Origin of the sequence: Pseudomonas sp. WP18 (assembly GCF_036689585.1) — a bacterium.
Taxonomy (GTDB): Bacteria; Pseudomonadota; Gammaproteobacteria; order Pseudomonadales; family Pseudomonadaceae; genus Aquipseudomonas; species Aquipseudomonas chlororaphis_E.
The window spans coordinates 4,020,978-4,046,955 of the sequence record NZ_CP144758.1 but is presented as its reverse complement, the minus strand read 5'-3'; the positions used below and the strand labels follow the sequence as shown (position 1 = coordinate 4,046,955).

Genomic DNA, 25,978 nt, shown 5'->3' with positions numbered 1-25,978 from the left:
GTGGCGGTTACAGAATCAAAGATCACCGCAGTTCCAATGTGGGAGCAACTGTCTTACCTCTGCCACCCGTCACCGCCATTCAGTGCCGTCTCGAAGCATGGCATTCAGTCTGATTAGCAATATTCGCATGCAGGCGATGAGCGCGACTTTCGCGCTCTTGCCTCGCCCTCGAAGTGCTTCGTACCGGGCCTTGAAGTCGGCGTGATAGCGGATGACAACCCAGCACGACATATAAAGCGCACGTCTGACCCGCGCTCTTCCTCCGTAAATCTGACGTTTGCCGCTGTGATTGCCACTGTCGTCGTTGTAGGGGGCGATTCCCGCCAGGGACGCGATCTCTCTGCGATCAAGCTCACCGAGCTCAGGCAGGTAAACCAACAAACTAGCAGTCGCCACAGTGCCGATCCCTTTAACTGATGTGAGTCGGTCGGCTTTCTCCGCATCCAGCTTACGCATGCTTTGATTAATGGCTTTGCCAAACTGCTTGATTTGGATTTGCAGGTAGCGAATATGATCTTTGATCACCTCGATAACCGCCGGAAGCTGAGCCTGCTGTAGCCGGCGCTTGTTGTCATCTCGTTGCTGGACGAAGTGTTCGCGCAGCTGAATCAGCTCCCGCAGTGCTTCACGCTCAGGTGAAATGGGCTTTTCGTGAGACGCATGCAGAGCTTCGGCAAAATCGGCAAGAACAGCCGCATCGATGGGGTCGGTCTTGGCATTCTTGCCCATTGCTACGGCGAAGGCTCTAGCCCGGCGAGGGTTGATCCTGAGCACATTGAAACCTGCCTCCTGCAGTGCTGCCATAACCTTTCGTTCATAGCCGCCCGTGGCTTCCAGTAACACCCGGCCAATCGTGTACGGGCTTAGCTGTTCGACCAGCTGTGCAAAACCCTCAGGCGTATTGGGGACCTCGTAGCCTTGGTTCTGTGGTCGAACCCAAACGACGAGATTTGATTTGGATATATCGATACCGACCCAGGAAATCATGGCAAAACCCTCTTACACTCAGAAATGAGAGTGCTCTGGCTTTGCCCACGCTTGTGATTCGAGTGCCGCTCGTCCAACTGTTCGGGCTTATGGGCCAGAGTAGAAAGGTAGATGGCAGCTTTGCTCCCACTCGTGCTTCAAGCACCGCGGACTCACAGCTTGCCATCTACCCCTCTCACCCCAGAGTTTATTCCCTTACTCAGACACAAGCGGGTTTGCTCGCGAAGAGCGGTCTGACGGTCAATATCGATGCTGACTGTCAGGCCCTCTTCGCGAGCAAGCCCGCTCCCACATGGATGTGCTCACCTGAAGGACTTTTGTGATTCCTTCAGCGCACCAGGCACGGCCGCTTGTTGTTGAACGTCCAGCCCGGAATCAGGTACTGCATCGCCACCGCATCGTCCCGTGCGCCGAGGCCCATGCCCTTGTACAGTTCATGGGCCTTGGCCAGTTGATCGGTGTCCAGTTCGATCCCCAGCCCCGGTTTTTTCGGCACTTGCACGCAGCCGCCCTGGATCTGCAAGGGCGCCTTGGTCAGCCGCTGGCCGTCCTGCCAGATCCAGTGGGTATCGATGGCCGTGATGTCGCCCGGCGCGGCGGCGGCCACGTGGGTGAACATCGCCAATGAAATATCGAAGTGATTGTTGGAGTGAGAACCCCAGGTCAGGCCCCATTCGTTGCACATCTGCGCCACGCGCACGGAACCCTGCATAGTCCAGAAGTGCGGGTCGGCCAGGGGGATGTCCACGGACTGCAAGGTGATGGCATGGCCCATCTCGCGCCAGTCGGTGGCGATCATGTTGGTCGCGGTCTTGAGGCCGGTCGCGCGGCGGAACTCGGCCATGACCTCCCGGCCGGAATAGCCCTGCTCGGCACCGCAAGGGTCTTCGGCATACGCCAGGACCTTGTGCTGGTCGCGGCACAGGCGGATCGCTTCCTTCAGTGACCAGGCGCCGTTCGGGTCGAGGGTGATGCGTGCCTGGGGAAAGCGCTCGGCGAGGGCCGTGACCGCTTCGATTTCTTTGTCGCCCTTGAGCACGCCGCCCTTGAGCTTGAAGTCCTGGAAGCCATAGTGGGCATGGGCGGCTTCGGCCAGGCGGACCACGGCGTCGGCGTCCAGGGCTTTTTCGTGACGCACGCGAAACCAGTCGATGTCGGCGTCCGGCTCGCTGCGGTAGGCCAGGTCGGTCTGTTGGCGGTCGCCGACGTAGAACAGGTAGCCGAGCATCTTCACTTCGTCGCGCTGCTGGCCTTCGCCGAGCAGGGCTGCCACCGGCACGTCCAGATGCTGGCCGAGCAGGTCCAGCAGGGCGGCTTCAAGGCCGGTCACCGCGTGGATGGTGATGCGCAGGTCGAAGGTCTGCAGGCCGCGGCCGCCGGCATCGCGGTCGGCGAACGCATGACGCACGGTGTTGAGGATCTTCTGGTAGGTGCCGATGGGGCTGCCGACCACCAGCGAGCGGGCGTCTTCGAGGGTCTGGCGAATGCGTTCGCCGCCGGGCACTTCGCCGACGCCGGTGTGGCCGGCGTTGTCCTTGAGAATGACCACGTTACGGGTGAAGAACGGGCCATGGGCGCCGCTGAGGTTCAGCAGCATGCCGTCATGACCGGCCACGGGCACGACCTGCATGCTGGTGATGATCGGGGCGTTGCTGGTTTCTTGAGAATTCATGGTGCGAGTCCTTGAGCAATCGAATGGTCAGACGTGGCTGGCGGCTGAGTGGGTAGGCGTCGTTGCCGACTTGGCCTTGGGCGTATTGCGGGCGGCGAAGACGATGATCGCGGCGATGATCGAGGTGGTCGCCAGGCCATAGAGGCCGCCCTGGATCGAGCCGGTGTGCTGTTCCAGCAGACCGAACGTGGTGGGGGCGACGAAGCCGCCGAGGTTGCCCACGGAGTTGATCAGGGCGATCACGCCAGCGGCGATCCGGGCGTCGAGGTAAGCCTGGGGAATCGGCCAGAACAGCGAGGAGGCCGACTTGAAGCCCAGGGCCGCAAAGCAGATGGCGACGAACGCGAACACCGGCCCACCGGTAGTGGACATGAACATCCCGGCCGCGGCGATCAACAGGGCGGCGGCCACCCAGGCCTGCTGGAATTTCCACTTCGACGACAGCGAGGCGAAGGCGTACATGCCGACGATCGACAACAGCCACGGGATCGAGTTGAACAGGCCGACCTGGATGTCGCTCAGGTCACCCATCTTCTTGATGATGCTCGGCAGCCAGAAGGTGGCGGCGTAGATCGTCAGTTGGATGAAGAAGTAGATCAGGCAGAACAGGAGGATCTGGCGGTCCTTGAGCAGTTGGCCGATGGACAGTTTGATCGGCGTGGCGGCCTCGCGGGCCCGTTGCTCATCGTCGATGGCGTTTACCAGTGCGTCCTGCTCTTCGCGCTTGAGCCATTTGGCGTCGTGGGGCTTGGAGTCGAGCCAGAACCAGACGAAGGCGCACAGGCCGACCGAGAACATCCCTTCGATGAAGTACATCCACTGCCAGCCGTGCATGCCCAGGCCGTTGATTTGCAGCAGCAGCCCCGACAGTGGGCCGGAGATCAACGACGCAATGGCCGAGCCGCTGAGGAAGATGGCGATGGCCTTGCCGCGTTCGGCGCCTGGCAGCCAGCGGGTGAAGTAGTAGATCACCCCCGGGAAAAAGCCGGCTTCGGCCACGCCGAGCAGAAAACGCAGGATGTAGAAGTGGGTTTCGTTCTGGATGAACGCCATGCCGGCGGCCACCAGGCCCCAGGTGAGCATGATGCGGGTCAGCCAGATGCGGGCGCCGATGCGTTGCAGCAGGATGTTGGAAGGTACTTCGAACAGTGCATAGCCGATGAAGAACAGGCCGGCACCAAAGCCGTAGGCCGCGGCGCCGATGCCTAGGTCGTGCTCCATGTGGGCGCGCACGAAACCGATGTTCACCCGGTCGATGTAATTGACGATAAACATGATGACGAACAGCGGCAGGATGTGGCGCTTGACCTTGGCGATGGCCGAAAGCAGCACGGGATCCGCACCGGCGTTGGCCTGGGGGATGGATGTGTTCACTGGTTTTTCTCCCACTCGTTATTTTTATGCGGGGCATCGTGCAGGTGCCGATGTTGCTAGACATCATACAACTCGATTTTTTTCGCTGACAAGCGCTTTTTGATGATGATTGGCTCGGGTGGGATGGGTTCTTATGCCGTATTTGTTAGGTTTTTTTGGATGGTTACATTGGCGGAGGCGAGTGGGGGAGCGGCAAGAGCAGCGAATTTTAAAGGCGAGGTTTACAGTATTTCGTAGGTTTTCAGTATGTTGTCATACAAGTTGGGCATTGCATTGCCGATTACTCCCCTTACCACTGGTGGTAGGATCATTCAGCCTGTCTTCGAGGAACCCCGGCGATGCAAGACACCGAAGCGCCCCTGCGCAAGCGTACCCATAACCTGGCCCACGACCTGGTCGCGAAGCTGAGCCAGAGCATTCTGCTGGGGCAGTTGAAGCCAGGAGAGAAGTTGCCGTCCGAAGGGGCGATCGTGCGTGAGCATGGCGTCAGCCGCACGGTGGTGCGCGAGGCGATCTCCAAGTTGCAGGCCTCGGGGCTGGTGGAGACCCGTCACGGCATCGGGACGTTTGTGCTCGAGCCCACCGGCGAGCCAGGGTTGCGGCTCAACGTCGACACGGCGGCGGGGGTGCGTGGCATCCTTGAGTTGCGCCTGGGCCTGGAAACCCAGGCCGCCGCCTTGGCCGCCCAGCGGCGCAGCGAAGACCACCTGCAGCAGATGCGCCAGGCGCTGGATGACTACCAGCGGTTGTCCAGCAACAACGACAGCTGCGTCGAAGCCGACCGGCGCTTTCACCTGCTGATTGCCGAAGCCACGGACAACGCCTGTTTTGTCGAGATCATGCAGCACCTGGGCAGTGCGATGATCCCCAGGACCCGGGTGAACGTGATCGAGCGAGGCCAGGCGGACCTGGGCAAGCTGGCGCAATTGGCGAACCTGGAGCACGAGGCGATCTTCAACGCCATCAAGCGCCAAGACCCGGACGCCGCCCGCGCAGCCATGTGGTTGCACCTGACCAACAGCCGCGACCGGTTTGGCGCCAGGTCCTGAGATCCCCTTGCGGGAGACTGGAGAGGTGTGCCCACCCCAGATCCCCTTGTGGGAGCGGGCTTGCTCGCGAAAGCGATGGTCCATCCAGCACCGGAACAAACTGACCTACCGCCTTCGCGGGCAAGCCCGCTCTCACAGTGTTGTTTTGTGGACTGGAGAGGTGTGTCCGCCACAGATTCCCTTGTGGGAGCGAGCTTGCTCGCGATGGGGCCGGCAAGTATCCCGCTAAACACACGGGCAAAAAAAAACCGGCGCAACCGAGGTTGTGCCGGTGGTGTTGCCGGTCGCGGCGCGGATATTCGTGGGTCCGCGCAGCCACCGTTGAATCGGGTGTGACTAGGCTCGCTCAAGCGCCAGGGCAACGCCCTGGCCGCCGCCGATGCACAGGGTCGCGAGGCCTTTCTTGGCGTCGCGCTTGATCATTTCATGCAGCAGCGACACCAGCACCCGGCACCCGGATGCACCGATAGGGTGGCCCAGGGCAATGGCGCCGCCGTTGACGTTGACCTTGGCCAGGTCCCATTCCAGTTCCCGGGTCACGGCCAGCGACTGGGCGGCGAAGGCCTCATTGGCTTCGATCAGGTCCAGTTGCTCCAGCGACCAGCCGGCCTTGTCCAGGCAGCGGCGGGTGGCCGAGACCGGGCCGATGCCCATGATGGCCGGGTCGACGCCCGCATTGGCATAGGCACTGATTTTCGCCAGCACCGGCAGTCCCAGCGCCTTGGCTTTTTCAGCGCTCATCAACACGACTGCGGCGGCGCCGTCATTGAGCGACGAGGCGTTGCCGGCGGTGACGCTGCCGTCCTTCTTGAAAGCCGGCTTGAGCTTGCCCAGGGATTCGGCGGTCGTGCCGGCACGCGGTTGTTCATCGGTGGCGAAGGCCACCGGGTCGCCTTTGCGCTGGGGAATCAGGATCGGCGTGATCTCATCGGCAAACCGACCGGCCTCGATGGCCGCGACGGCTTTCTGTTGGGACGCGGCGGCAAAGGCGTCCTGCTCCTGGCGACTGATGCCGTATTTGTCCACCAGGTTTTCGGCGGTGATGCCCATGTGGTAGTCGTTGAAGGCATCCCACAAGCCATCGGTGATCATGCTGTCGATCATTTTCGCGTGGCCCATGCGCAGGCCGGTGCGGGCGGCCGGGAGCACGTAGGGCGCCAGGCTCATGTTCTCCATGCCGCCGGCGATGATCACCTCGGCGTCGCCACAGCGTATCGCCTGGGCACCGAGGTGCAGGGCCTTGAGCCCCGAGCCGCAGACTTTATTCAGGGTCAGCGCCGGCACCGCGTGGGGCAGGCCGGCGAGGATCGACGCCTGGCGGGCCGGGTTTTGTCCGGAGCCTGCGGTCAGCACCTGGCCGAGGATGACTTCGTCCACCTGCTCGCCGGACAGGCCGGTCTGCTCCAGCAGGCGCCGGATCACCGCGGCGCCGAGTTCCGGCGCAGGAATGGAGGCCAGGGAACCCTGGAAGCTGCCGATGGCGGTACGGGTAGCGGCGACAATCACGACTTCTTGCATCGAATCTCTCCTCACTGGGCAGCGAACTGCATTTCAGGGACGTGGTCCGGCACGATCAGTTTGCCGGCGGTCTTGGCGACGATTTCCTCGACGCTGACGCCCGGGGCGCGTTCTTTCAGGATGAAGGCGCCGTCCTGGATTTCCAGGTAGGCCAGGTCGGTCAGCACGCGCTTGATGCAGCCGGCACCGGTCAGCGGCAGGCTGCAACGGGGCAGCAGTTTAGACTCGCCGTCCTTGGACGCATGGGTCATGGTCACGATGATGTTCTCGGCACCGGCCACCAGGTCCATCGCACCGCCCATGCCCTTGACCAGCTTGCCGGGGATCATCCACGAGGCAATGTTGCCTTCGACGTCCACCTCGAACGCACCGAGCACGGTCAGGTCGATGTGGCCGCCGCGGATCATCGCAAACGATTCGGCCGAAGAGAAGATCGAGGCGCCGATGCGCGCGGTGACGGTCTGCTTGCCGGCGTTGATCATGTCGGCGTCGACTTCGGCTTCGGTGGGAAACGCGCCCATGCCGAGCAAGCCGTTTTCCGATTGCAGCATGACTTCCATGCCTTCGGGGATGTAGTTGGCGACCAGGGTGGGAATGCCGATGCCCAGGTTCACGTAGTAGCCGTCCTGCATTTCGCGGGCGACGCGTTGAGCCATTTGTTCGCGGGAAAGTGCCATGTTGTTATTCCTTCATTCGGGCCGCAGGGCTAGGGATTATTTGCGTACGGTGCGCTGTTCGATGCGCTTTTCGAACGTGCCGCAAATGATCCGGTCGACGTAGATGCCGGGGGTATGGATCTGCGTCGGGTCCAGCTCGCCGGGCTCGACGATTTCCTCGACTTCCACCACGGTGATCTTGCCGGCCGTGGCCGCCAGCGGGTTGAAGTTCTGCGCCGTGTGGCGGTAGACCACGTTACCGAAATGGTCGGCTTTCCAGCCCTTGACGATGGCGAAGTCGCCCGTGATGGACTCTTCCATCAGGTATTGGCGGCCATGGAATTCGCGTACTTCCTTGCCTTCGGCCACTGGCGTGCCGACGCCGGTGGCGGTGAAGAAGGCCGGGATGCCTGCGCCGCCGGCGCGCATTTTTTCCGCGAGGGTACCTTGGGGGGTGAGCTGGACTTCGATTTCGCCACTGAGCAGTTGCTGCTCGAAAAGGGCGTTTTCGCCCACGTAGGAGGCGATCACCTTGCGGATCTGCCGGTCTTCCAACAGCACGCCCAGGCCGAAACCATCGACGCCGCAGTTGTTGGAGACGACGGTGAGGTCGCGGATGCCCTTGCGTTTGATCTCGGCGATCAGGTTTTCCGGGATGCCGCAGAGGCCGAAGCCGCCGGCGATGACGGTCATGCCGTCCTTCAGGCCTTCCAGGGCTTGCTCATAGGAGCTCACGCGTTTGTCGAAACCTGCCATAGACACCTCTTTTATTCTTGATGGGGTCGCAATGAAGTGCAGTGTTGCGCCAAGTCATATATTTGTTAAGTTGATTTTTAGGTTGGATTAATTGATAAATCTCAATAGTCGCCGCCGTCCACTTGCGGCTCGAAACTTACGGCTTGCCGCTGGAGCGAAGCGATCCCCATGACCCTCAAGCAGATCCGCGCCTTCCTCGCCGTGGCCCAGAGCCTGAGCTTTGCCGTGGCGGGCGAGCGTTTGCACCTGTCCCAGTCGGCCTTGAGCCTGACCATCAAGGCCTTGGAAGAAGGCCTGGGCGGGCGCCTGTTCAGCCGCAATACTCGTAACGTCGCGCTGACGCCCGAAGGTGAATCCCTGTTACCACTGGCGCGCCGGCTGGTGGCGGACTGGGACAACGCCGAGGATGAAATGCGCCAGCGCTTCACCTTGCAGCGGGGCCGGGTAACACTGGCGGCGATGCCCTCGTTCGCCGGCAACCTGTTGCCACCGATCCTCAAGACCTTCCGCGCCCGCTATCCGAATGTCAATGTCACGGTCAACGACGTGATCAACGAGCAGGTGCTGGAAATGGTCCGCGATCGGCATGTCGAACTGGGCGTGGCGTTCGAGCCGCTGCAAGGTTCGTCGCTGGCGTTCACGCCGTTGTACCTCGATCGTTTCGTCGCGGTGGTGCCGCAGGATTCAGCGCTCGCCCAGCGCCGTGACGTCGATTGGAAGACCTTGCTCGAACAGCCGTTCATCACCCTGCAACGGCCGTCCACCGTCCGTGTGATGCTGGAAGAGCACTTGCAGGCGCGGGGCATGAAGCTGCCGGTGGAGTTCGAGAGCCATCAACTGGCGACGGTCGGACGGATGGTCGCCAGTGGCCTGGGGGTGAGCGCGGTGCCGGCGCTGTGTGTCGGCCAGATGCACGAGCTGGGTGCCCGTTGCATCATCTTGAGCGATCCGGTGGTGGAGCGGGCCATCGGTGTGCTGACCAAGCCTGGGCATGAACTGTCGGCGGCGGCCCAGGCGCTGTTCGATACCTTCAAGGACCAGGAGTTGGCCACTCAGCCCTGTGGGAGCGGGCTTGCTCGCGAAGACGCTGGCGCATTCAACATCGATGTCGGCTGACAGTCCGCCTTCGCGAGCAAGCTCGCTCCCACAGGGTTTGGGTGATCAGGTGAGCGTGCGGGCCAGCAACGGCAACAGCGCCTCGCACGGCTCCTCTAGTTTCAGATCGAGCAATTCGTCGGCGCGGGTCTTGCCCCGGTTGATCGCCAGCAGGGGCTTGCCCTGATCCTTGATGCTGCGGCACAGACGAAACGCCGAGTAGGCCATCAGTGACGAGCCCACCACCAGCAGGCCGTCCGCGGCCTCCACGGCCTGACTGGCGCGTGCGGCGGTTTGCGGGGCGACGTTCTCGCCAAAGAACACGACGTCGGGTTTCAACCGGTTGCCGTTGCAATGGGGGCAATAGGGCACCTGGAAGCGCGCCTCGAAGGCCGGGTCCAGCAGCGTGTCGCCATCGGGCGCCTGGACCGCATCGACGCCGGCCAGGTAGGGGTTTTGCGCTTCCATCAATTGCTGGATCTGCTGTCGCTCGCTGCGTTGGTTGCAATCCAGGCACAACACCCGGTGCAGGCTGCCGTGGAGTTCGATGACGTCGTGGCTACCGGCCTGGTCATGCAGCGTGTCGACATTCTGCGTGATCAGCCCGGTGATGCGCTGTTGAGCCTGCAATTGGGCCAGGGCCTCGTGGGCTGCGTTCGGCCTGGCCTGGCGCACCCGTGGCCAGCCGAGCATCGCCCGCGCCCAATAGCGCCGACGGGCGTCGGCCTGGGCGAGGAACTCCTGGTACATCATCGGCTGTCGCCCCCGTCGCACACCTTCGCTGTCGCGGTAGTCGGGGATGCCGGACGGCGTGCTGATGCCCGCACCGGTGAGCACCAGGAAACGGCGTCCGCTCATGTGCGCCAGCAATCGATCGAGCGGTTCGAGGTGAAGGTCGTCGGGCATGGGAGGTCTCCGTTGGCCTGGAGCGGTTGAGGTTAGCATTCCAACGCGCGGGAGCGCTTGCGGCGCCTTTCGTCGCCCTGTCTCGCGGTCTTTTCAAACTTTCCCCGACGCCGCGCTATCCATTTTTATGTGCGGTACTTCAGAACCGTCGCGCTGCGCGGCAGTGTCGACCACGGCTAAAGGAGAAAGAAATGGCAACGCCAAAAGAGAACCTGTTGGATTGGCTCAAGGACGCCCATGCCATGGAGCAGCAGGCGGAAAAGATGCTCAAGGCCCAGGCCGAACGTCTCGAACATTATCCGGTGCTGAAGGCGCGAATCGAGGAGCATCTGCAAGAAACCCTGGGTCAGCAGAAGCTGGTGGAGCAATGCATCGAGCGCCTGGGCGGCAGCACATCGACGCTCAAGGATCTGGCTGGCAAGCTCATGGCCTTCGGCCAGGCGGTGGGCGGCATGACCATGAGCGACGAAGTGGTCAAGGGCGCCATGAGCGGTTACGTCTTTGAGAACCTCGAAATCGCTTCCTATACCGTGCTGATCGAGGCCGCGAAAGTGGCCGGCGATGTGGAAACGCAGCGAGCTTGCGAGCAGATCCTGCCGCAGGAAATCGCCATGGCCGAGTGGCTGCGTGACCATTTGCCACAGATCACGCAGGCGTTTCTGGAACGTTCGGACAATCCCCACACCGAAGCCAAGCGCTGAGGTAAGCAGCGACCGGCCGGTGTCGGTCGCTGTTGAAGCTGCCGAGAAGGGCAAACGTATGAAGCAGACCACAGGTGAAGTACGGGCCATCAATCGACAGAGCGCAATGGTCGGTGTGTACGTGGCGCAGGAGGACGGTCACACCGTGCTCGAACTGCGTTCTGCCAGTGATATCGACATTGGCGACATCCTGGAATGGGACAGCGGCACGGCCTTGGGCACCCAGGCCTATCACAACCTGACCAAGGGCTGGACCGCCGACGTGTACGTCGCCAACCACGGTGTGGCGGCAGCGAACCTGGAGGTCCAGTTGTTGGTGGGGTCTTCCTGAGGGCACCGCCGTTCCATTGTTTCACCGTGACTATCTCTAAATCCGGATATCGGCGACAGGGTATCCGGACGCCGCAAGCCGGTCAGTGCGGTGGTGCAGGATAACGCCGGCAGCCCGCGAGTTTTGGCTTCCTGGAACGGCGCGAGGCCAGGGTGACGAGACCGGTGCAGTGGGGTGCCGGCGTCATCCGGCCTTTGGCGGACAGCGTGGAAAGACACGCACTGTTTTTTGTGGACGATCAATAGCGGGTGTACCGCTGCGCAGGCGGCGTTGAAGTTATTTATCATCCGCCGCTTGTTTGATAGTTCGTTGTTATATGAATGACGCTGCGTAATTAAAACAAACGGTCAATTGACCGTTCGTCGCCGCTGGCGGTTTTTGTTCAAACCTTCGAGGCGTCGGATTTTCCGAATAAGACGAGCCATCGAAGGTTCGTTACATCAACTAACGAGGTGAATGAAATGGCTAACACAGGAAATAAAAACCCTGGCAATTTCGCTAACGATCGTGAGAAGGCATCGGAAGCCGGGAAGAAAGGTGGACAGGCCTCCGGCGGCAATTTCGCCAATGATCCGGGCCGTGCGTCTGAGGCCGGGCGCAAGGGCGGACGGGCCTCTGGCGGCAACTTCGCCAATGACCCCAAACGTGCAGCCGAGGCGGGCCGCAAGGGCGGGCAAGCCTCCGGTGGCAACTTTGCCAATGACCGGGAGAAAGCCTCCGAGGCCGGTCGCAAAGGCGGTGAAAACAGCCGCGGTGGTGGACGCACCTCGTAACTTCCATGGTTTCGCCGGCCCTGTGCCGAGGTACGGGGGCTGGGCCGTTCATGTCCAGTGCTTCAGCGTGGCATTCAGTCGGATGTTTCATTGATTTAATCACCTGCCGCCTCTCAGCAGGGGTGATGGGCCATTCGTCTTGTTTGTCGGATAAAAAACAAATTTTATTCATTTAACTTTTTCAGAAACTTGAGGGCATTGCTTTTCTGGCAGTGCTCTCGCGTTTGTGTGCCTTGATCGAGGAGTTTCAATCATGTTTCTACATAATAAGCGGCTGCAATACACCGTACGTGTGGCTGAACCCAATCCAGGACTTGCCAACCTGTTGCTCGAACAATTCGGCGGTGCCCAGGGTGAACTGGCGGCCGCCTCGCGGTATTTCACCCAGGCGTTGTCCGAAGATGATCCGGGCCGCAAGGATCTGCTCATGGACATCGCCACCGAAGAGCTCAGCCACCTGGAGATCATCGGTTCGATCATCGTGATGCTGAACAAGGGCGCCAAAGGCCAGATGGCCGAAGGCGTGGAAAAGGAAGGGCAGTTGTACCGGGATATCAACGGTGCCGGCAACGACTCCCATATCACCAGCCTTTTGTATGGTGCCGGTTCACCCCTGACCAACTCGGCGGGTGTGCCCTGGACCGCAGCCTACATCGACACCATTGGCGAGCCGACCGCGGACATGCGCTCCAACATCGCCGCCGAGGCCCGGGCGAAAATCGTCTATGAACGGCTGATGAACGTCACCGACGATCCAGGCGTAAAAGAGGCGCTGGGTTTCCTGATGACTCGGGAAATCGCTCACCAGATGTCTTTTGAAAAAGCCTTGCATTCCATCCAGCCCAATTTCCCTCAGGGTAAATTGCCGGGCATGCCGGAGTTCACCAACGTGTACTTCAACATGTCCCAGGGCGAGCCGGCTGTACGCGGCCCATGGAACCAGGGCGACGACTGGGAGTTCGTCGAAGACCCCACGCCGGCCGTGGATGGCGGCGATGGCCTGGCCAGCGTACAGCTGAGTAAAAAAGACGAAGCCTTGCTGATGGATATGAAGGCGCGGACGATGTCCAACCCTGAAAGCGATCCCACCACTGGTGCAGACTTGGGTTCGGGGATGCAAGGTGACAAACTGTAAAAACTTGGCGAGGGGGCAGGGCTCCCTCGCCTGGACATCACGCCTGATCGCTCCCACCGTTTGGAGAAGCGATCAGGCATTGCCTGGCCAGAGCCAGTAAGGACATTCGATGGACCAGCCCACCTCCCGGATCCGCTCCCCCTGGCGCACTTGGCTGGACCCGGTGCAAAACAATCTGGTGCTGGGGGTAAGCTTCTGGCTAGGGCTGGCCGTGATCACCGCGCTGTTGCTCTACAGCGGCTACAACGCATTGGTCGGTGCTGACCGACACAACCTGGGCTACGCGGTATTGGGCGGAACGTCCGGCTTTGCCGCCACCGCCCTGGGCGCGGTGATGGCCGTGGTGCTGCGGGACATCTCGTCGCGCACCCAGGACATCATGCTGGGTTTCGCCGCGGGCATGATGCTCGCCGCCAGTTCTTTCTCGTTGATCCTGCCGGGGATCGAAGCCGCCCAGGTCATCTGTGGCAATCGATTGCTGGCGGCGTTTGTCGTGGTGGTCGGCCTCGGGCTGGGGGTGGCGCTGATGATCGGCCTGGACCGCTTCGTGCCCCACGAACACGAATTGAGCGGCCGACGCGGCCCTCAGGCCGAGCGCATCAATCGCGTCTGGTTGTTCGTGCTCGCGATCACGCTGCACAACTTGCCCGAGGGCATGGCCATCGGCGTCAGTTTCGCCGACGGTGATTTCAAGGTCGGCCTGCCGCTGACTACCGCCATCGCCCTCCAGGACATCCCCGAAGGCCTGGCCATTGCCATGGCCTTGCGGGTCACCGGTATCAGCACCCTGCGGGCTGCGCTGATTGCGGTCGGGTCGGGGCTGATGGAGCCGTTGGGCTCGGTGATTGGCCTGGGCATGTCGTCCGGCGTGGCAGTCGCGTATCCCATCAGCCTCGGGCTGGCAGCGGGGGCGATGATTTTCGTGGTGTCCCATGAAGTGATTCCCGAGACCCACCGCAACGGTCACGAAACCCCGGCCACCCTCGGGTTGATGATGGGGTTTGCGGTGATGATGTTCCTCGATACGGCGCTGGGTTGACGGCCTGCCGAACGGTGGGGATGGCTGGATGCTGTGGATGTTCACGATCCCGTGTGGGAGCGGGCTTGCTCGCGAAGGCGTCGGCACTTTCTACATCACCGGTACAGGCAGACCGCTTTCGCGAGCAAGCTCGCTCCCACAGGTTAGGTGGGACGGCTGGATGCTGTGGATGTTCACGATCCCGTGTGGGAGCGAGCTTGCTCGCGAAGGCGTCGGCACTTTCTACATCACCGTTATAGGCAGACCGCTTTCGCGAGCAAGCCCGCTCCCACAGGTTAGGTGGGGTGGCTGGATACTGTGGGTGTTCACGATCCCGTGTGGGAGCGGGCTTGCCCGCGAAGGCGTCGGCACTTCCAGCATCACCTTTACAGGCAGACCGCTTTCGCGAGCAAGCTCGCTCCCACAGCTTAGGTGGGATGGCTGGATGCTGTGGGTGTTCACGATCCCGTGTGGGAGCGGGCTTGCTCGCGAAGGCGTCGGCACTTTCTACATCACCGGTACAGGCAGACCGCTTTCGCGAGCAAGCTCGCTCCCACAGGTTAGGTGGGGTGGCTGGATGCTGTGGGTGTTCACGATCCCGTGTGGGAGCGGGCTTGCCCGCGAAGGCGTCGGCACTTTCTATATCACCGGTACAGGCAGACCGCTTTCGCGAGCAAGCCCGCTCCCACAGGGTGTTGGCGGTGCCCGCAGATTCGAAGGCTGGCAGAGATGGCCTTGGGCTGCGAGGCCTATACTCATCTCGTGGGGTGACCTGAAACCGGGGTGGCGCGACTGTGTGGCGTTCGCTGATGGTGGCCGTTTTGCTCGTTCTGGCGGGGTGCGCCACGCCGCAGCGCGGACAACAGGCCGTTACTGTGGCTATTTCCCAGGAAACCTGGCGGCAGGTTGACCGGCAGATCATCGCCGCGTCGAAAAGCGCCATCGAACAGGCTGGCCTCTATGCCCGCGGTTCGATGGAGCATTGGCGGGTGCTGGTGTACGAGCGCACCGAGGCCGAGTTCATCCCCTGGTTCAGCAGCTACTGGACCCAGGAATGGCTGGCGGTGAAGGTCAGCTGGTACTCGGCCAGTGCCCAAGGCGAGGACGATGCCTCTGCCAGGCGCCTGGCGCTTTATCTGCAAGAGCAGTATCGCGAGCGGGTCCTGGCGCCAGTGGCGGTGGACATCGACCCCGAGGCGATCAGGGCCAGCGCGACCGACTACTATCTGCGCCTGCTCAATCAGCAGGTCCAGGTGATCGCGCTGCGCAATCAAGTCCCGAATGAGCTGATGAATCGACGCCTGCATGGCATTCCCGCCATCAACCTGGGGCCGCCGGCGGCGCGCAATGCGTCGTTGTACGAGATGGTCCACGCCCAACCGCTGAACACCTTGCCGGCCTATGCCGCGCTGATCGATCACGTCAACAAGGCCGCCGCCACCGGTTCGGGCCCGTCGGACGCCGTCATTGCCACGGTGGCGCAACGCACCAGTGAAAAAATCCAGGCACAATTCGCCACGCGAGGGGCGACCAGCGCGGCGGCGGCCGTGGCCGGGAAGGCGGCGGGGGCGCTGATTTCCGTGGGCGTGGCCGGTATTCGCGCGATCATTCATGAAGGCGAGCGGCCGGGAATGGAAGCACAGATCCGCAAGAGCCTGAGCGCGGCGTTCGACGAGGCCTGGTTCAAGTCGCTCAAGCATCCCCTCAGCGGGGTGATGGCGCCGGTGTACTACCTGGACGAGGAAATCGAAGGCAATCTGGTGGAAACGGACCTGGCCAACCGGGCGGTGGTCCTGCCGCCGCTCACGCCATGAGCGGGCGGCTCATTGCACGTCGAGGGTGACGCGACACCCCTTGCGATGGCGGATCTCTTCGTCCGAGGGCCGCTCCTTGACGAATTCGAAGCGCGGCTCGCCTTCGCTGTAGATCACCAGCCATCCCCATTCCAGCTCGCTTTCATCCTGCCCCGGTTGGGGCGGCGAGGCCCACCAGGGTTCTTTGTGCATGATCTGGCGCATCGGTCACCTCCGTTCGGTTGAGCCTTTGAACTATAGACCGCTCGATTTGCGGCCCGCACATCGATGTGCTTCGGTCCCGTCGATCAGCGTCTAGCGTCTGTATCCCCGCACTCGAACGGGGAATGACTGGACCCCGCGTTTATGCAAGCACTGTTGAACGAGATCCTCGATGCGGTTCGCCCCCTGATCGGTCAGGGCAAGGTTGCCGACTACATTCCGGCCCTGGGGACCGTGGCGCCCAATCAGTTGGGTATTGCCGTGTATAGCAATGACGGCGAGATGTACTGCGCAGGCGACGCCGAAACGCCGTTTTCGGTGCAGAGTATTTCCAAGGTCTTCAGCCTGGTGCAGGCCATCGAGCATTCTGGCGAGGCGATCTGGGAACGGCTCGGCCATGAGCCGTCCGGCCAGCCCTTCAATTCGCTGGTGCAACTGGAGTTCGAACGGGGCCGGCCGCGCAACCCGTTCATCAACGCCGGTGCCCTGGTGATCTGCGACATCAATCAGTCGCGCTTCGCCGCTCCGGCGCTGTCGATGCGCGATTTCGTCCGGCGCCTGTCGGGCAACCCGCTGGTGATGGTGGATGGCAAGGTCGCCGATTCGGAATACCAGCACCGCGCACGCAACGCAGCGATGGCCTATCTGATGCAGTCTTTCGGCAACTTCCACAACGACGTGGAAGCGGTGCTGCGCAGTTACTTCAGCCACTGCGCCTTGCGCATGAACTGCATCGACCTGGCCCGGGCCTTTTGCTTTTTGGCCAACGACGGGTTCTGCAAGCACAGCGGCGAACAGATCCTGAGCGCGCGGCAGACCCAGCAGGTCAACTCGATCATGGCCACCAGCGGGCTCTACGACGAGGCCGGCAACTTTGCCTATCGCGTGGGCCTGCCGGGCAAGAGCGGCGTGGGAGGCGGGATCGTCGCCGTGGTGCCGGGGCAGTTTTCGGTGTGCGTGTGGTCACCTGAACTCAACACCGCCGGCAACTCCCTGGCCGGCATGGCGGCGCTGGAATTGCTCAGCCAGCGGATCGGCTGGTCGGTGTTCTAGGGTCGACGAAAAAGGGCCCGTTCCGGGTGACGGAACGGGCCCTTTCATTCAGGCGCAATCAGCAGAGGCGATCGATGACCTGTACCTGCGAGGTGTTGTGCATCGACTGCCAGGCCTGGGTCAGCGTCTGCAGCACGCGACCGATGAAGTCTTTGTCGGCGGCAGCCTTCTTGCCAACGTAGCCCTGGCCACGGCGGTACATCTTCAAGCGGGCACACAGCTCCTGCTTGTTCCTCTCGAACTCGCCTTCCTCGGTGAAGGGCGACAGGCAGTCCATGTGCACCTGGCCTGTCTTGCTGATCCACAGGATATGGCTGTCCAGGGTGTCTTTGTGTGCTGCGAACATGCGAGCCAGTTCATCAATAGTTGGTTGATCATTCAGATTCATGTGTAAGCCCCTTGACCATTTGGTTGATCTGTCTGGTGGTTCGCAAAACTTCGCTATCGGTAAGTGCCTGCCTGGTACCGAAACCAGGTCGTCAGCATTCGTCCGTCAGACGTCGACGGGGTCATGCAGTGGTTATGTAGTGTTATCGAAGGGCTGCTACGCAAATGCGCTACAACGAAGAGAAACAGCGAAGAATCTTCAGTCAGTGTCAACCTTGCAGGGTCGACCACGTGCGTCATGAGGATCTTCACCGACGTTTCTCGTCCTTGTTACCGGACGGTCAGGCCAGGTCAGCACCTTCAATCTGCCTTGTGGGCAGTCCCTTATCCAAAAAACAGCTCGGCGGTCAGACGAGCTTGCTCCAACGGTTGCCTGTACTCCCGATCGGGGAGACGTCTGCATCATGCAAGGGCAAATCGTAGGCGTCAACGGTTTTGTAGTGATTATTTTTGGTCACTACATATTGTCGGACAAAATGGTTTGGGTATGAAAAATCTTGAGGAGCGCACTGGGGCAGGGCAGGTTTTGGACTTACCTGTGGCGAGGGGATGAATCCCCTCGCCACAGGTACTGTCAGGTCGCCTTGGCTTTGGCGGCCTTGCGCTTGGCCGGCTTGCGTTTGTTCTTCCACGGGGTGGCGCCACGGCCGGCTGGGCTGGCGGGGCCGCTGATGGTCAGGTTCATGCCCTGGCAGCGGGCGACGTGCTTGCTCATCCAGGCGGCCTGGCGGGTGACGAATTCTTCCAGGCTCATCTCACCGCTTTGCACCATGTCCAGGGCCTGTTCCCAGATGGCGGTGGTGCCTGGATCGGCGATGGCCCGAGGCACGGCATCGATCAGGCTGAAGGCCGCCGGGGTGGCGGACAGGGCCTTGCCGTTCTTCACCAGGTAACCGCGATCAAGCAGGCCCTGGATGATCGACGCCCGGGTCGCTTCGGTGCCGATGCCGGTGGTGTCCTTGAGTTTTTGCTTGAGCAGCGGATCCTCCACCAGTTTGGCGACGTTCTTCATGGCCTTGATCAGGTCGCCTTCGGTGAATGGCTTCGGGGGCTGGGTCCACAGGTCCTTGAGCCGGACCTCGTCCACCGCGCAGTCAAGCCCTTCGACCAGTGCGGGAAGCGTTTGCGGCGCGGGCGCTTCGCGGCCCTTGGCCGGCGCCAGGGCCTCGGGCAGGGCGCGCTTCCAGCCAGGCTCGATGATTTGCTTGCCCACGGCACGCAGGGCCTGGCCGGCACAGTCGAAGTCGGCCTGGGTCCGGTCGTATTCGTGGTTGGGCAGGAACTGTGCCAGGTAACGTGCGCGAATCAGCGTATAGACGGCCCGCTGCTTGCTGGCGAGTTTATCGAGGTTTTTTGCCGCCGCGGTGGGAATGATGCCGTGGTGGGCGCTGACCTTGGCGTCGTTCCAGGCCCGGGATTTGCGCTGCGGTTGCAGGTGTTCACGCAAGGGCGCAAGGCTCGGGTCGGCCTGGGCGAGGGCGGCCAGGATGGCCGGCGCCTCGCTGTGTTGGCTCAGGGGCAGGAAACCGCAGTCGCTGCGCGGGTAGGTGATGAGTTTGTAGGTTTCGTAAAGCGATTGGGCAATGTCCAGGGTTTCCTGGGCACCCAGGCCGAGCTTCTTCGAACAGACTTCCTGCAACGTGCCGAGGTCGAATGGCAGCGGTGGCGCTTCGCGCAGACGCTCGGTGCGCACCTTCAGGGTCCGGGCGGTAGTGGCGTCGCCCATGGCCTGGGCGGCATCCCGGGCCAGGCTCGGATTCAGGCAACGTTCCTGGTCGTCGCAGGCCTGCGGGTCGGCGCGCCACTGGGCGGTGAAGGCGATGCCTTGGTGGCTGAGCTGCACGTCGATGGCCCAATAGGCGACCGGCACGAAGTCGGCGATGCTGCGGTCGCGGTCCACCACCAGGCGCAGCGTCGGTGTCTGCACGCGGCCCACCGGCAACACACCCTGATAACCGGACTGGCGCCCCAGCAGCGTGAACAGGCGGCTCATGTTCATGCCGATCAACCAGTCGGCGCGGGAACGACCGAGGGCCGAGTGATACAGGTTGAAGGTATCGGCCCCCGGCCGCAGGGCGGCGAGGGCCTTGCGGATCGACGCTTCGTCCAGGGCCGACAGCCACAGGCGGCGGATCGGCCCGCGGTAGCGGCAATGTTCTACCAGCTCCCGGGCGATCATTTCGCCTTCGCGGTCGGCGTCGGTGGCAATCACCAGTTCCCGGGCTTCCCCCAGCAAGCGCTTGACCGCCTTGTACTGGCTGGCGGTTTTCGGCTTGACGGTCATTTTCCACTGCGCGGGCACGATCGGCAGGTCGGCCAGTACCCAGCGCTTGTAGCGCGCGTCGTAGGCATCGGGCGCAGCGGTTTCGAGCAGATGGCCGATGCACCAGGTGACCGTGACGCCCGCGCCCAACCAGCAACCGTCGCCACGGCGCTTGGCACCGAGCACGGCCGCGATGTCCTTGGCTTGGGAGGGCTTCTCACACAGGTACAACTGCATAGCGACCGTTTCCTCTGGCGGGTCTGATGGGTGCTAAGCATGGTCATGGATGAGCGTCGCGGCAAGTTTTATCTGTATGGATATACAGATAAAACGTTGCGCTGCGTTGCCCCAGGGCCTCTGGCGTGACGTTCGGCGGGATCTGTGCAGGCAAAAATGAATTTCTCGAAGAGGCATCGCTCATAACCTTCAGAGCGGGTGCAACCGCAAAGAAAGCTATGAAGTCTAGGAGAGTCACTGATCATGAATTCGATGCCGAAGGGCGACGGGCAGACGACCACACGTTTGATTCTCGTCGTTGAGGATGACCCGACGATCCTGGAGTTCCTGTGTGAAATCCTTGAGGAAGAAGGGTTCGTCGTGGAGCCCCGGGAAAGCGCTGACGAAGCGCTGACGTTTCTCGAAGAAAACTCCGACTATGTCGACCTGTTGCTCACCGACATCACCATGCCGGGGACACTGGACGGTGCGGACCTGGCCAACCTCACCGGGGAGCGCTGGCCGCAGATACCGCTGCTGATCATGTCGGGCTTCGAGACGCCGGAAAGCGCGGGGATCAAGCACCATGCCTCGTTCATCGCCAAGCCCTGGGCACTGGGGCAGATGTTGGACCTGGTGGAGAGCACAGTGAAGAATCATTCGGTGCATTGACAAGCAATGATGGATCTGTGGCGAGGGGATTTATCCCCGTTGGGGCGCTAAGCGCCCCTTTGTGTAATGCGTGAGCATTTATCGATTGAACCGTTTGGGCTGCTGCGCAACCCAGCGGGAGCAAGCTCCCTCGCCACGGGATGAGCGCAGGTCCTCAGTTTTTGTCGAGATCCACATTCCGCGTTTCCCGCAGGCAGATCATGCCCACCACCAGGCTCACGCCAGTGATTACCACCGGGTACCACAGCCCGTAGAAGATATCCCCGGTATAGACCACCAGCGCGAACGAGACAGTGGGCAGGAAGCCACCGAACCAGCCGTTGCCGATGTGGTAGGGCAGGGACATGGAGGTGTAGCGGATCCGGGTCGGGAACAGTTCCACCATCAACGCCGCCAGTGGGCCGTAGCACATCGCTGAAATGATGATCAGCGCCACGATCAGGGCGACGATCATCGGCCGGTTGATCTGCTGGGCGTCAGCCTGTTGCGGGTAGCCGGCCAAGGTCACCGCGCCGCGCAGGGCGGCTTCGTCGTAACCGTCGATCTTCACGTCGCCGATGTTGACCTGCACCAGGCTGCCGGCCGGCGCGGCGACGCTGGTGTAGGGCAGGCCTTGCTTGACCAGGAAGGTCTTGACCTTGTCGCAGGGGCTGTCGAAGCGCGCCTTGCCCACCGGGTCGAACTGGAAGGTGCAGGTGGCCGGGTCGGCGATCACGCTGATCGGCGCCTGGCGACTCGCCTGGTCGATGGCCGGGTTGGCGTAGTGGGCCAGGGTCTTGAAGATCGGGAAGTACAGCGCTGTCGCCAGCAGCAGACCGATCATCAGCACCGGTTTGCGCCCGACCTTGTCCGAGAGCCAGCCAAAGAAAATGAAGAACGGCGCGCCGATGACCACGCTGACGATCAGCAGGCTGTTGGCCAGGGCCGGGTCCATTTTCAGGAACTGGGTGAGGAAGAACAGCACGTAGAATTGCGCGGCGTAGAAAGTCACCGCTTGCCCGGCGTTGATGCTGAACAGCGCGATCAGCACCACCTTGAGGTTTTCCCACTGGCCGAACGATTCGCGGATCGGCGCCTTGCAGCATTTGCCTTCTTCTTTCATTTTCAGGAAGGCTGGCGACTCGTGCAGGCTCAGGCGAATCCAGGTGGAGATGCCCAGCAGCAGGATCGACAGCAAAAACGGAATGCGCCAGCCCCAGACTTCGAACTGGTCGCCCGTGAAGTAGCGGCAGCCCAGCACCACCAGCAGCGAGAGCAACAACCCGAGGGTGGCCGTGGACTGGATCCAGCTGGTGTGGAAGCCGCGCTTGCCGATGGGCGCGTGCTCGGCGACATAGGTCGCGGCCCCGCCATATTCGCCGCCCAGGGCCAGGCCCTGGAGCATGCGCAGCACCACCAGGATGATCGGCGCGGCGATGCCGATGCTGGCGTAGGTGGGCAGCAGGCCGACGCAGAAGGTCGCCAGGCCCATGAGCACGATGGTTGCCAGGAACGTGTATTTACGCCCGATCATGTCCCCCAGCCGCCCGAACACCAGCGCGCCGAAGGGGCGCACGATGAAGCCGGCGGCGAAGGCCATCAGGGCGAAGATGAACGCCGTGGTGTCGTTGACCCCGGCGAAGAACTGCTTGCTGATCACCGCCGCCAGGGCGCCATAGAGGAAAAAGTCGTACCACTCGAACACCGTCCCCAGGGACGAGGCGAAGATGACCTTCTGGGTTTCCCGGCTGGTGCCGGCGCTGCGCGTGGCTTCCAGGGGCTGAACATGTTCCGACATAGCGATATCCCTCACAGTGATTGTTTTTGTTGTTCCACTGTCGACGCCGGTGGGCGTTTGTAGCGTGCTGCGTTCCTTGGATCGGTACATTTCCCCTGTGGGAGCGGGCTTGCTCGCGAAAAACGGTGTGTCAGCCGACATCATCGCTCACTGATACGCCGCCTCTCCCACAGGGGATAGTGTGGTTCTTTAGACTGAGGCGGTTTCCTTCTGGAGGGTGGCGCTCCAAGCCTGCGGCTCGAGCATTATCTGCGCCGCCTTCTCGGCGATCATCAGCGTCGGCGAGCAGGTGTTGCCCGAGGTGATGCGCGGCATGATCGAGGCGTCGGCGATGCGCAGGCCGCGGATGCCGTGCACGCGCAACTGGGCGTCCACCACGGCGTCTCGGTCCTGGCCCATTCGGCAGGTGCCGACCGGGTGGAAGATCGTCGTGCCGATACGGGCAGCGGCCTGGTGCAGTTCTTCTTCGGTTTGCAGGCTGGGCCCTGGCAGGTATTCCACCGGCTTGAAGGCGCCCAGGGCCGGTGCCGCGACGATGCGTCGGGTCAGGCGGATGGCGTCGGCGGCCACCCGCAGGTCTTCCGGATGGCTCAGGTAGTTGGGCTGGATCAGCGGCGCCTGATGGGGCTCGGCCGAGCGAATGTCGACCCGGCCACGGCTTTGCGGGCGCAGGTCGCAGACCGATGCGGTGAACGCGGCAAAGCTGTGCAGCGGCTCGCCGAATCGCTCCAGGGATAACGGTTGCACGTGGTACTCAAGGTTGGCCGACGTCTGCTCGGGCCCGGAGCGGGCGAACGCGCCGAGTTGGCTGGGCGCCATCGACAGCGGTCCGCTGCGGTCGTACAGATAGCGCAGGCCCATGCCCATCTTGCCCCACAGGGTGCCGGCGATCTGGTTCAGGGTCCGGGCATTTTCCAACTGATAGATCAGCCGCAGTTGCAGGTGGTCCTGCAGGTTGCCGCCGACGCCGGGCAGTTCATGGGTCACGCCGATCCCCAGGCGTTGCAGCAGGGCGCGGGGGCCGATCCCCGAGCGCTGCAGGATTCCCGGCGACCCCACGGCCCCGGCGCACAGCACGATTTCCCTGCGGGCCTTGAAGGTCATGCCCTTGCCTTGCCAGCGGGCGCGCACGGCATGGGCACGGTCGTCGCGCAACAACACGCGATCGACTTCGACCTCGGTCAGCACGGTGAGGTTGGGGCGCTGGCGGATCGGCTTGAGGAAAGCCTTGGCCGCGTTCCAGCGCACCCCGGCCTTCTGGTTGACCTGGAAGTAGCCGCAGCCTTCGTTGTCGCCGCCGTTGAAGTCGTCGACGTTGGGGATGCCGCTCTGTTCGGCGGCGCGGCGGAATGCATCAAGAATGGGCCATGACAGGCGCTGGCGTTCGACCCGCCATTCGCCGCTGGCGCCATGCAGCTCCGACGCGCCGGCGAAGTGGTTCTCGCTCTGCCGGAACAGCGGCAGCACATCGTTCCAGGTCCAGCCTGGATTGCCCTCGGCGGCCCAGCCGTCGTAGTCCGCGGCCTGGCCGCGCATGTAGATCATACCGTTGATGGACGAGCAGCCGCCCAGGACCTTGCCGCGTGGGTAGCTCAGGGCGCGTCCTTGCAGGCCCGGTTGTGCTTCGGTCTTGAAGCACCAGTCGGTGCGCGGGTTGCCGATGCAGAACAGGTAGCCGACCGGGATGTGAATCCACGGGTAGTTATCGCGCCCACCGGCTTCGAGCAACAGCACCCGGTGTTGCGGGTTGGCTGAAAGTCGGTTCGCCAGTAGGCATCCGGCAGGGCCGGCGCCCACGATCACGTAATCGTATTCATCGACGACAGGTTGCATCCGCGACCTCTTTATTGTTGTTGTGGGATTCATCCTAGTTGTTAGTTTTCGTTTAAAGAATGTTAGTTTTTGCGCAGCGGCTGTGCGTTTATGAACAGCAATGTGCAAGGAGCGACCATGTTTGACTGGAATGACCTGCGGTACTTCCTGGAGCTGCAACGCAGTGGCCGCTTGCTGACGGCCGCGCGGCGGCTCAACACCACCCACGCGACCGTCGCCCGGCACATCGAGGCCATCGAGAAGAGCCTGGGCACGGCGCTGTTCGTCCAGCATGCCCAGGGCTATGAATTGACCCCCGCCGGCGAGACGCTGCTCAAGCATGCCGAGGCCATGGAAAACGTGGCATTGCTGGCCCAGGAGGACATCACCCAGTCCAGCGCGCCGTTGGGCAAGATTCGCCTCGGGGTGACCGAAGGGTTGGGCATCATGTTCCTGGCCAGTCGCATGGATGGGCTGTTCCAGCGTTATCCGGGGTTGGAAGTGGAGCTGGTGGCGGTGCCGCGGTTCGTCAGCATCCTCAACCGCGAGGCGGAAATCAGCATCCACCTCGAACGCCCGGCGGCGGACCTGCTGGTGACGCGCAAACTCACCGACTACAGCCTGGCGCTGTACGCCAGCCAGGCCTACCTGGACCGTTCGCCACCGTTGCGCACCCGTGAAGACCTGGCCCGCCATGCCTGGATCGGCTACGTCGACGACCTGCTGTTCAGCCAGGAGTTGATGTTCCTCAACGGCTTCTGCCGCCACCCTCGGGTGGTGTTCCACAGCACCAGTGTCATCGCTCAGCAGCAGGCCGCACGGTCCGGCCTGGGCATTGCCGTGCTGCCTTGCTACATGGCCAGCGGCGATCCGACGCTGGTGCCGCTGCTGCCGGATGAAACCCTGCGCCGCAGCTACTGGATCAGCACCCGCCGCGAACTGCACAAGTCGGTGCGCTTGCGGGTGTTGTGGGATTACGTGGTGCAGTTGTGCGAGCGGGAGCAGGGGCTGTTACTTCCTTAGCCGCGCAAGCCGCACAGCCTTTCTTGTGGCGAGGGAGCTTGCTCCCGCTGGGCTGCAACGCAGCCCCTGAATCAGTGAGCTCATTGCATCCGAGCCACCGTTAAGTCGATCTCTGGGGCTACTTCGCAACCCAGCGGGAGCAAGCTCCCTCGCCACAGGGGCAGTGGCCAGTCCAATCGGCGGTGCGACAAGCACTGGCCGCCCAAGTCCCCTTTTATGGCCCCCAATGACCTCAGCCGGCACGCCGGCGTGCCTTAACGTGGGAACTGCCTGACCCACAACAAGAAAGGCGCAGCCATGCGCCGCGAAGAGGGGCCCTATGCCGGCAACCACACCACCGATATTGCTTCATACCGCCGCCGTCATGCTGCTCGGCGCGCTGCTCGCCGGCTGCGGCGAGGAACCCAAGCCACCCGCACCCACGGTGTTCACGGCCATGCCCGCCGATGCGGCGCTGGCCCAGGTCTACGACAGCAGTTGCAAGCTCTGCCACGCCAACCCCGGTGCCGGGGCGCCGCTGACCGGCGATACCCATGCCTGGGCGCCGCGCGTGGCCCAGGGCGCCGACACCCTGCTGGACCACGCGATCAATGGCTACAACGGCATGCCGCCGATGGGTTTGTGCATGCACTGTTCCGAAGAACAGTTCCTGGCCCTGATCGCCTTCATGTCCGGCCAATCTCTCCAATAACAGACAAGGGTACGACGGCATGACGATGGATTTTTCACGGCGCCGGTTGCTGCAAGGGGCCGGCGTTGTCGCGGCGTTCACTGCGCTCGGCAGCCAGG

The 25,978-nt window shown here is 62.4% G+C and carries 24 protein-coding genes; 12 read left to right on the top strand and 12 right to left on the bottom strand.

Features of this window, described 5'->3' with window-relative positions; translation table 11 throughout:
- Window positions 1-69: 69 nt before the first annotated feature.
- The 3 genes from V5F23_RS17805 to V5F23_RS17795 all read right to left on the bottom strand — a co-directional run bounded on the left by V5F23_RS17805 (window position 70) and on the right by V5F23_RS17795 (window position 4,033).
- Window positions 70-987, bottom strand: a complete 918-nt coding sequence (locus V5F23_RS17805) for an IS110 family transposase (RefSeq protein WP_047737935.1) — start codon at window positions 985-987, stop codon at window positions 70-72.
- A gap of 328 nt (window positions 988-1,315) precedes the next feature.
- On the bottom strand, window positions 1,316-2,659 hold the full coding sequence (gene gudD, locus V5F23_RS17800; protein WP_212802793.1) for a glucarate dehydratase: 1,344 nt from the start codon (window positions 2,657-2,659) through the stop codon (window positions 1,316-1,318).
- A gap of 27 nt (window positions 2,660-2,686) precedes the next feature.
- Window positions 2,687-4,033 carry an MFS transporter gene (locus tag V5F23_RS17795; RefSeq protein ID WP_042731050.1) on the bottom strand — a complete coding sequence of 449 codons (1,347 nt, stop codon included), beginning with the start codon at window positions 4,031-4,033 and terminating at the stop codon, window positions 2,687-2,689.
- Window positions 4,034-4,371: 338 nt separating this feature from the next.
- Between V5F23_RS17795 and V5F23_RS17790 the strand changes: the two genes are divergently transcribed.
- Window positions 4,372-5,082 carry a FadR/GntR family transcriptional regulator gene (locus V5F23_RS17790; protein WP_042731049.1) on the top strand — a complete coding sequence of 237 codons (711 nt, stop codon included), beginning with the start codon at window positions 4,372-4,374 and terminating at the stop codon, window positions 5,080-5,082.
- Window positions 5,083-5,418: 336 nt separating this feature from the next.
- On the opposite strand, the gene V5F23_RS17785 is transcribed toward V5F23_RS17790, so the two are convergent.
- The 3 genes from V5F23_RS17785 to V5F23_RS17775 are packed head-to-tail and all read right to left on the bottom strand — an operon-like array spanning window position 5,419 to window position 8,012.
- The gene (locus tag V5F23_RS17785) at window positions 5,419-6,600 is read right to left on the bottom strand and encodes an acetyl-CoA C-acetyltransferase (RefSeq protein WP_042731048.1); all 1,182 of its coding nucleotides are present in this window, start codon (window positions 6,598-6,600) and stop codon (window positions 5,419-5,421) included.
- Window positions 6,601-6,611: 11 nt separating this feature from the next.
- Window positions 6,612-7,277: a CoA transferase subunit B gene (locus V5F23_RS17780; protein ID WP_003180355.1), complete on the bottom strand. Its 666-nt coding sequence runs from the start codon at window positions 7,275-7,277 to the stop codon at window positions 6,612-6,614.
- Window positions 7,278-7,313: 36 nt separating this feature from the next.
- Entirely contained in the window at window positions 7,314-8,012 is a 699-nt protein-coding gene (locus V5F23_RS17775; RefSeq protein ID WP_042731046.1) for a CoA transferase subunit A, read from the bottom strand.
- Between the two features lie 168 nt (window positions 8,013-8,180).
- Here V5F23_RS17775 and V5F23_RS17770 point away from each other — a divergent pair, with 168 nt between their 5' ends.
- Entirely contained in the window at window positions 8,181-9,128 is a 948-nt protein-coding gene (locus V5F23_RS17770) for a LysR family transcriptional regulator (protein ID WP_234407923.1), read from the top strand.
- 45 nt (window positions 9,129-9,173) lie between these two features.
- Here the strand turns inward: V5F23_RS17770 and V5F23_RS17765 are convergent, their stop codons facing one another.
- The gene (locus V5F23_RS17765) at window positions 9,174-10,013 is read right to left on the bottom strand and encodes an NAD-dependent protein deacetylase (protein WP_042731045.1); all 840 of its coding nucleotides are present in this window, start codon (window positions 10,011-10,013) and stop codon (window positions 9,174-9,176) included.
- 191 nt (window positions 10,014-10,204) lie between these two features.
- On the opposite strand from V5F23_RS17765, the gene V5F23_RS17760 reads away from it, so the two are divergent.
- From V5F23_RS17760 to V5F23_RS17735, 6 genes are all read left to right on the top strand, one after another.
- The gene (locus V5F23_RS17760; RefSeq protein ID WP_042731044.1) at window positions 10,205-10,714 is read left to right on the top strand and encodes a ferritin-like domain-containing protein; all 510 of its coding nucleotides are present in this window, start codon (window positions 10,205-10,207) and stop codon (window positions 10,712-10,714) included.
- Between the two features lie 58 nt (window positions 10,715-10,772).
- The gene (locus V5F23_RS17755; protein WP_042731043.1) at window positions 10,773-11,045 is read left to right on the top strand and encodes a hypothetical protein; all 273 of its coding nucleotides are present in this window, start codon (window positions 10,773-10,775) and stop codon (window positions 11,043-11,045) included.
- A gap of 461 nt (window positions 11,046-11,506) precedes the next feature.
- The gene (locus V5F23_RS17750) at window positions 11,507-11,818 is read left to right on the top strand and encodes a general stress protein (protein ID WP_042731042.1); all 312 of its coding nucleotides are present in this window, start codon (window positions 11,507-11,509) and stop codon (window positions 11,816-11,818) included.
- Between the two features lie 253 nt (window positions 11,819-12,071).
- Window positions 12,072-12,953, top strand: coding sequence for a manganese catalase family protein (locus V5F23_RS17745; RefSeq protein WP_042731041.1), 882 nt, complete (start codon window positions 12,072-12,074; stop codon window positions 12,951-12,953).
- Between the two features lie 109 nt (window positions 12,954-13,062).
- Entirely contained in the window at window positions 13,063-13,992 is a 930-nt protein-coding gene (locus tag V5F23_RS17740) for a ZIP family metal transporter (RefSeq protein ID WP_042731040.1), read from the top strand.
- Window positions 13,993-14,765: 773 nt separating this feature from the next.
- Window positions 14,766-15,785, top strand: a complete 1,020-nt coding sequence (locus tag V5F23_RS17735) for a hypothetical protein (RefSeq protein WP_080964374.1) — start codon at window positions 14,766-14,768, stop codon at window positions 15,783-15,785.
- 9 nt (window positions 15,786-15,794) lie between these two features.
- On the opposite strand, the gene V5F23_RS17730 is transcribed toward V5F23_RS17735, so the two are convergent.
- Window positions 15,795-15,989 (bottom strand): hypothetical protein, encoded by a 195-nt coding sequence (locus tag V5F23_RS17730; RefSeq protein WP_042732093.1) that lies wholly within the window; start codon window positions 15,987-15,989, stop codon window positions 15,795-15,797.
- 141 nt (window positions 15,990-16,130) lie between these two features.
- On the opposite strand from V5F23_RS17730, the gene glsB reads away from it, so the two are divergent.
- Window positions 16,131-17,039, top strand: a complete 909-nt coding sequence (gene glsB, locus V5F23_RS17725; RefSeq protein WP_042732094.1) for a glutaminase B — start codon at window positions 16,131-16,133, stop codon at window positions 17,037-17,039.
- Between the two features lie 58 nt (window positions 17,040-17,097).
- Here glsB and V5F23_RS17720 read toward each other — a convergent pair whose 3' ends face one another.
- Window positions 17,098-17,427: a hypothetical protein gene (locus V5F23_RS17720; protein WP_042732095.1), complete on the bottom strand. Its 330-nt coding sequence runs from the start codon at window positions 17,425-17,427 to the stop codon at window positions 17,098-17,100.
- A 573-nt stretch (window positions 17,428-18,000) separates the two neighbouring features.
- The gene (locus tag V5F23_RS17715) at window positions 18,001-19,926 is read right to left on the bottom strand and encodes a DNA topoisomerase III (protein ID WP_338473658.1); all 1,926 of its coding nucleotides are present in this window, start codon (window positions 19,924-19,926) and stop codon (window positions 18,001-18,003) included.
- Between the two features lie 243 nt (window positions 19,927-20,169).
- On the opposite strand from V5F23_RS17715, the gene V5F23_RS17710 reads away from it, so the two are divergent.
- The gene (locus V5F23_RS17710) at window positions 20,170-20,577 is read left to right on the top strand and encodes a response regulator (RefSeq protein ID WP_042732097.1); all 408 of its coding nucleotides are present in this window, start codon (window positions 20,170-20,172) and stop codon (window positions 20,575-20,577) included.
- A gap of 154 nt (window positions 20,578-20,731) precedes the next feature.
- Here the strand turns inward: V5F23_RS17710 and V5F23_RS17705 are convergent, their stop codons facing one another.
- Entirely contained in the window at window positions 20,732-22,354 is a 1,623-nt protein-coding gene (locus V5F23_RS17705) for an MFS transporter (protein WP_338473657.1), read from the bottom strand.
- Between the two features lie 189 nt (window positions 22,355-22,543).
- Window positions 22,544-24,187, bottom strand: a complete 1,644-nt coding sequence (locus V5F23_RS17700; protein WP_338495887.1) for a GMC family oxidoreductase N-terminal domain-containing protein — start codon at window positions 24,185-24,187, stop codon at window positions 22,544-22,546.
- Window positions 24,188-24,304: 117 nt separating this feature from the next.
- Between V5F23_RS17700 and V5F23_RS17695 the strand changes: the two genes are divergently transcribed.
- Entirely contained in the window at window positions 24,305-25,189 is an 885-nt protein-coding gene (locus tag V5F23_RS17695) for a LysR family transcriptional regulator (protein WP_042732153.1), read from the top strand.
- A 319-nt stretch (window positions 25,190-25,508) separates the two neighbouring features.
- Window positions 25,509-25,880 (top strand): c-type cytochrome, encoded by a 372-nt coding sequence (locus V5F23_RS17690; RefSeq protein WP_047739131.1) that lies wholly within the window; start codon window positions 25,509-25,511, stop codon window positions 25,878-25,880.
- The last annotated feature ends 98 nt before the right edge of the window (window positions 25,881-25,978 follow it).

Excerpts from the sequence above, each read along its gene's own strand:
- V5F23_RS17790 (WP_042731049.1), top strand. The coding sequence starts at position 4,372 with ATGCAAGACACCGAAGCGCCCCTGCGCAAGCGTACCCATAACCTGGCC.
- V5F23_RS17780 (WP_003180355.1), bottom strand. The coding sequence starts at position 7,277 with ATGGCACTTTCCCGCGAACAAATGGCTCAACGCGTCGCCCGCGAAATG.
- gudD (WP_212802793.1), bottom strand. The coding sequence starts at position 2,659 with ATGAATTCTCAAGAAACCAGCAACGCCCCGATCATCACCAGCATGCAG.
- V5F23_RS17745 (WP_042731041.1), top strand. The coding sequence starts at position 12,072 with ATGTTTCTACATAATAAGCGGCTGCAATACACCGTACGTGTGGCTGAA.
- V5F23_RS17750 (WP_042731042.1), top strand. The coding sequence starts at position 11,507 with ATGGCTAACACAGGAAATAAAAACCCTGGCAATTTCGCTAACGATCGT.
- V5F23_RS17695 (WP_042732153.1), top strand. The coding sequence starts at position 24,305 with ATGTTTGACTGGAATGACCTGCGGTACTTCCTGGAGCTGCAACGCAGT.
- V5F23_RS17715 (WP_338473658.1), bottom strand. The coding sequence starts at position 19,926 with ATGCAGTTGTACCTGTGTGAGAAGCCCTCCCAAGCCAAGGACATCGCG.
- V5F23_RS17705 (WP_338473657.1), bottom strand. The coding sequence starts at position 22,354 with ATGTCGGAACATGTTCAGCCCCTGGAAGCCACGCGCAGCGCCGGCACC.
- V5F23_RS17740 (WP_042731040.1), top strand. The coding sequence starts at position 13,063 with ATGGACCAGCCCACCTCCCGGATCCGCTCCCCCTGGCGCACTTGGCTG.
- V5F23_RS17805 (WP_047737935.1), bottom strand. The coding sequence starts at position 987 with ATGATTTCCTGGGTCGGTATCGATATATCCAAATCAAATCTCGTCGTT.
- V5F23_RS17690 (WP_047739131.1), top strand. The coding sequence starts at position 25,509 with ATGCCGGCAACCACACCACCGATATTGCTTCATACCGCCGCCGTCATG.
- V5F23_RS17730 (WP_042732093.1), bottom strand. The coding sequence starts at position 15,989 with ATGCGCCAGATCATGCACAAAGAACCCTGGTGGGCCTCGCCGCCCCAA.
- glsB (WP_042732094.1), top strand. The coding sequence starts at position 16,131 with ATGCAAGCACTGTTGAACGAGATCCTCGATGCGGTTCGCCCCCTGATC.
- V5F23_RS17760 (WP_042731044.1), top strand. The coding sequence starts at position 10,205 with ATGGCAACGCCAAAAGAGAACCTGTTGGATTGGCTCAAGGACGCCCAT.
- V5F23_RS17710 (WP_042732097.1), top strand. The coding sequence starts at position 20,170 with ATGAATTCGATGCCGAAGGGCGACGGGCAGACGACCACACGTTTGATT.
- V5F23_RS17770 (WP_234407923.1), top strand. The coding sequence starts at position 8,181 with ATGACCCTCAAGCAGATCCGCGCCTTCCTCGCCGTGGCCCAGAGCCTG.
- V5F23_RS17775 (WP_042731046.1), bottom strand. The coding sequence starts at position 8,012 with ATGGCAGGTTTCGACAAACGCGTGAGCTCCTATGAGCAAGCCCTGGAA.
- V5F23_RS17700 (WP_338495887.1), bottom strand. The coding sequence starts at position 24,187 with ATGCAACCTGTCGTCGATGAATACGATTACGTGATCGTGGGCGCCGGC.
- V5F23_RS17755 (WP_042731043.1), top strand. The coding sequence starts at position 10,773 with ATGAAGCAGACCACAGGTGAAGTACGGGCCATCAATCGACAGAGCGCA.
- V5F23_RS17765 (WP_042731045.1), bottom strand. The coding sequence starts at position 10,013 with ATGCCCGACGACCTTCACCTCGAACCGCTCGATCGATTGCTGGCGCAC.
- V5F23_RS17720 (WP_042732095.1), bottom strand. The coding sequence starts at position 17,427 with ATGAATCTGAATGATCAACCAACTATTGATGAACTGGCTCGCATGTTC.
- V5F23_RS17785 (WP_042731048.1), bottom strand. The coding sequence starts at position 6,600 with ATGCAAGAAGTCGTGATTGTCGCCGCTACCCGTACCGCCATCGGCAGC.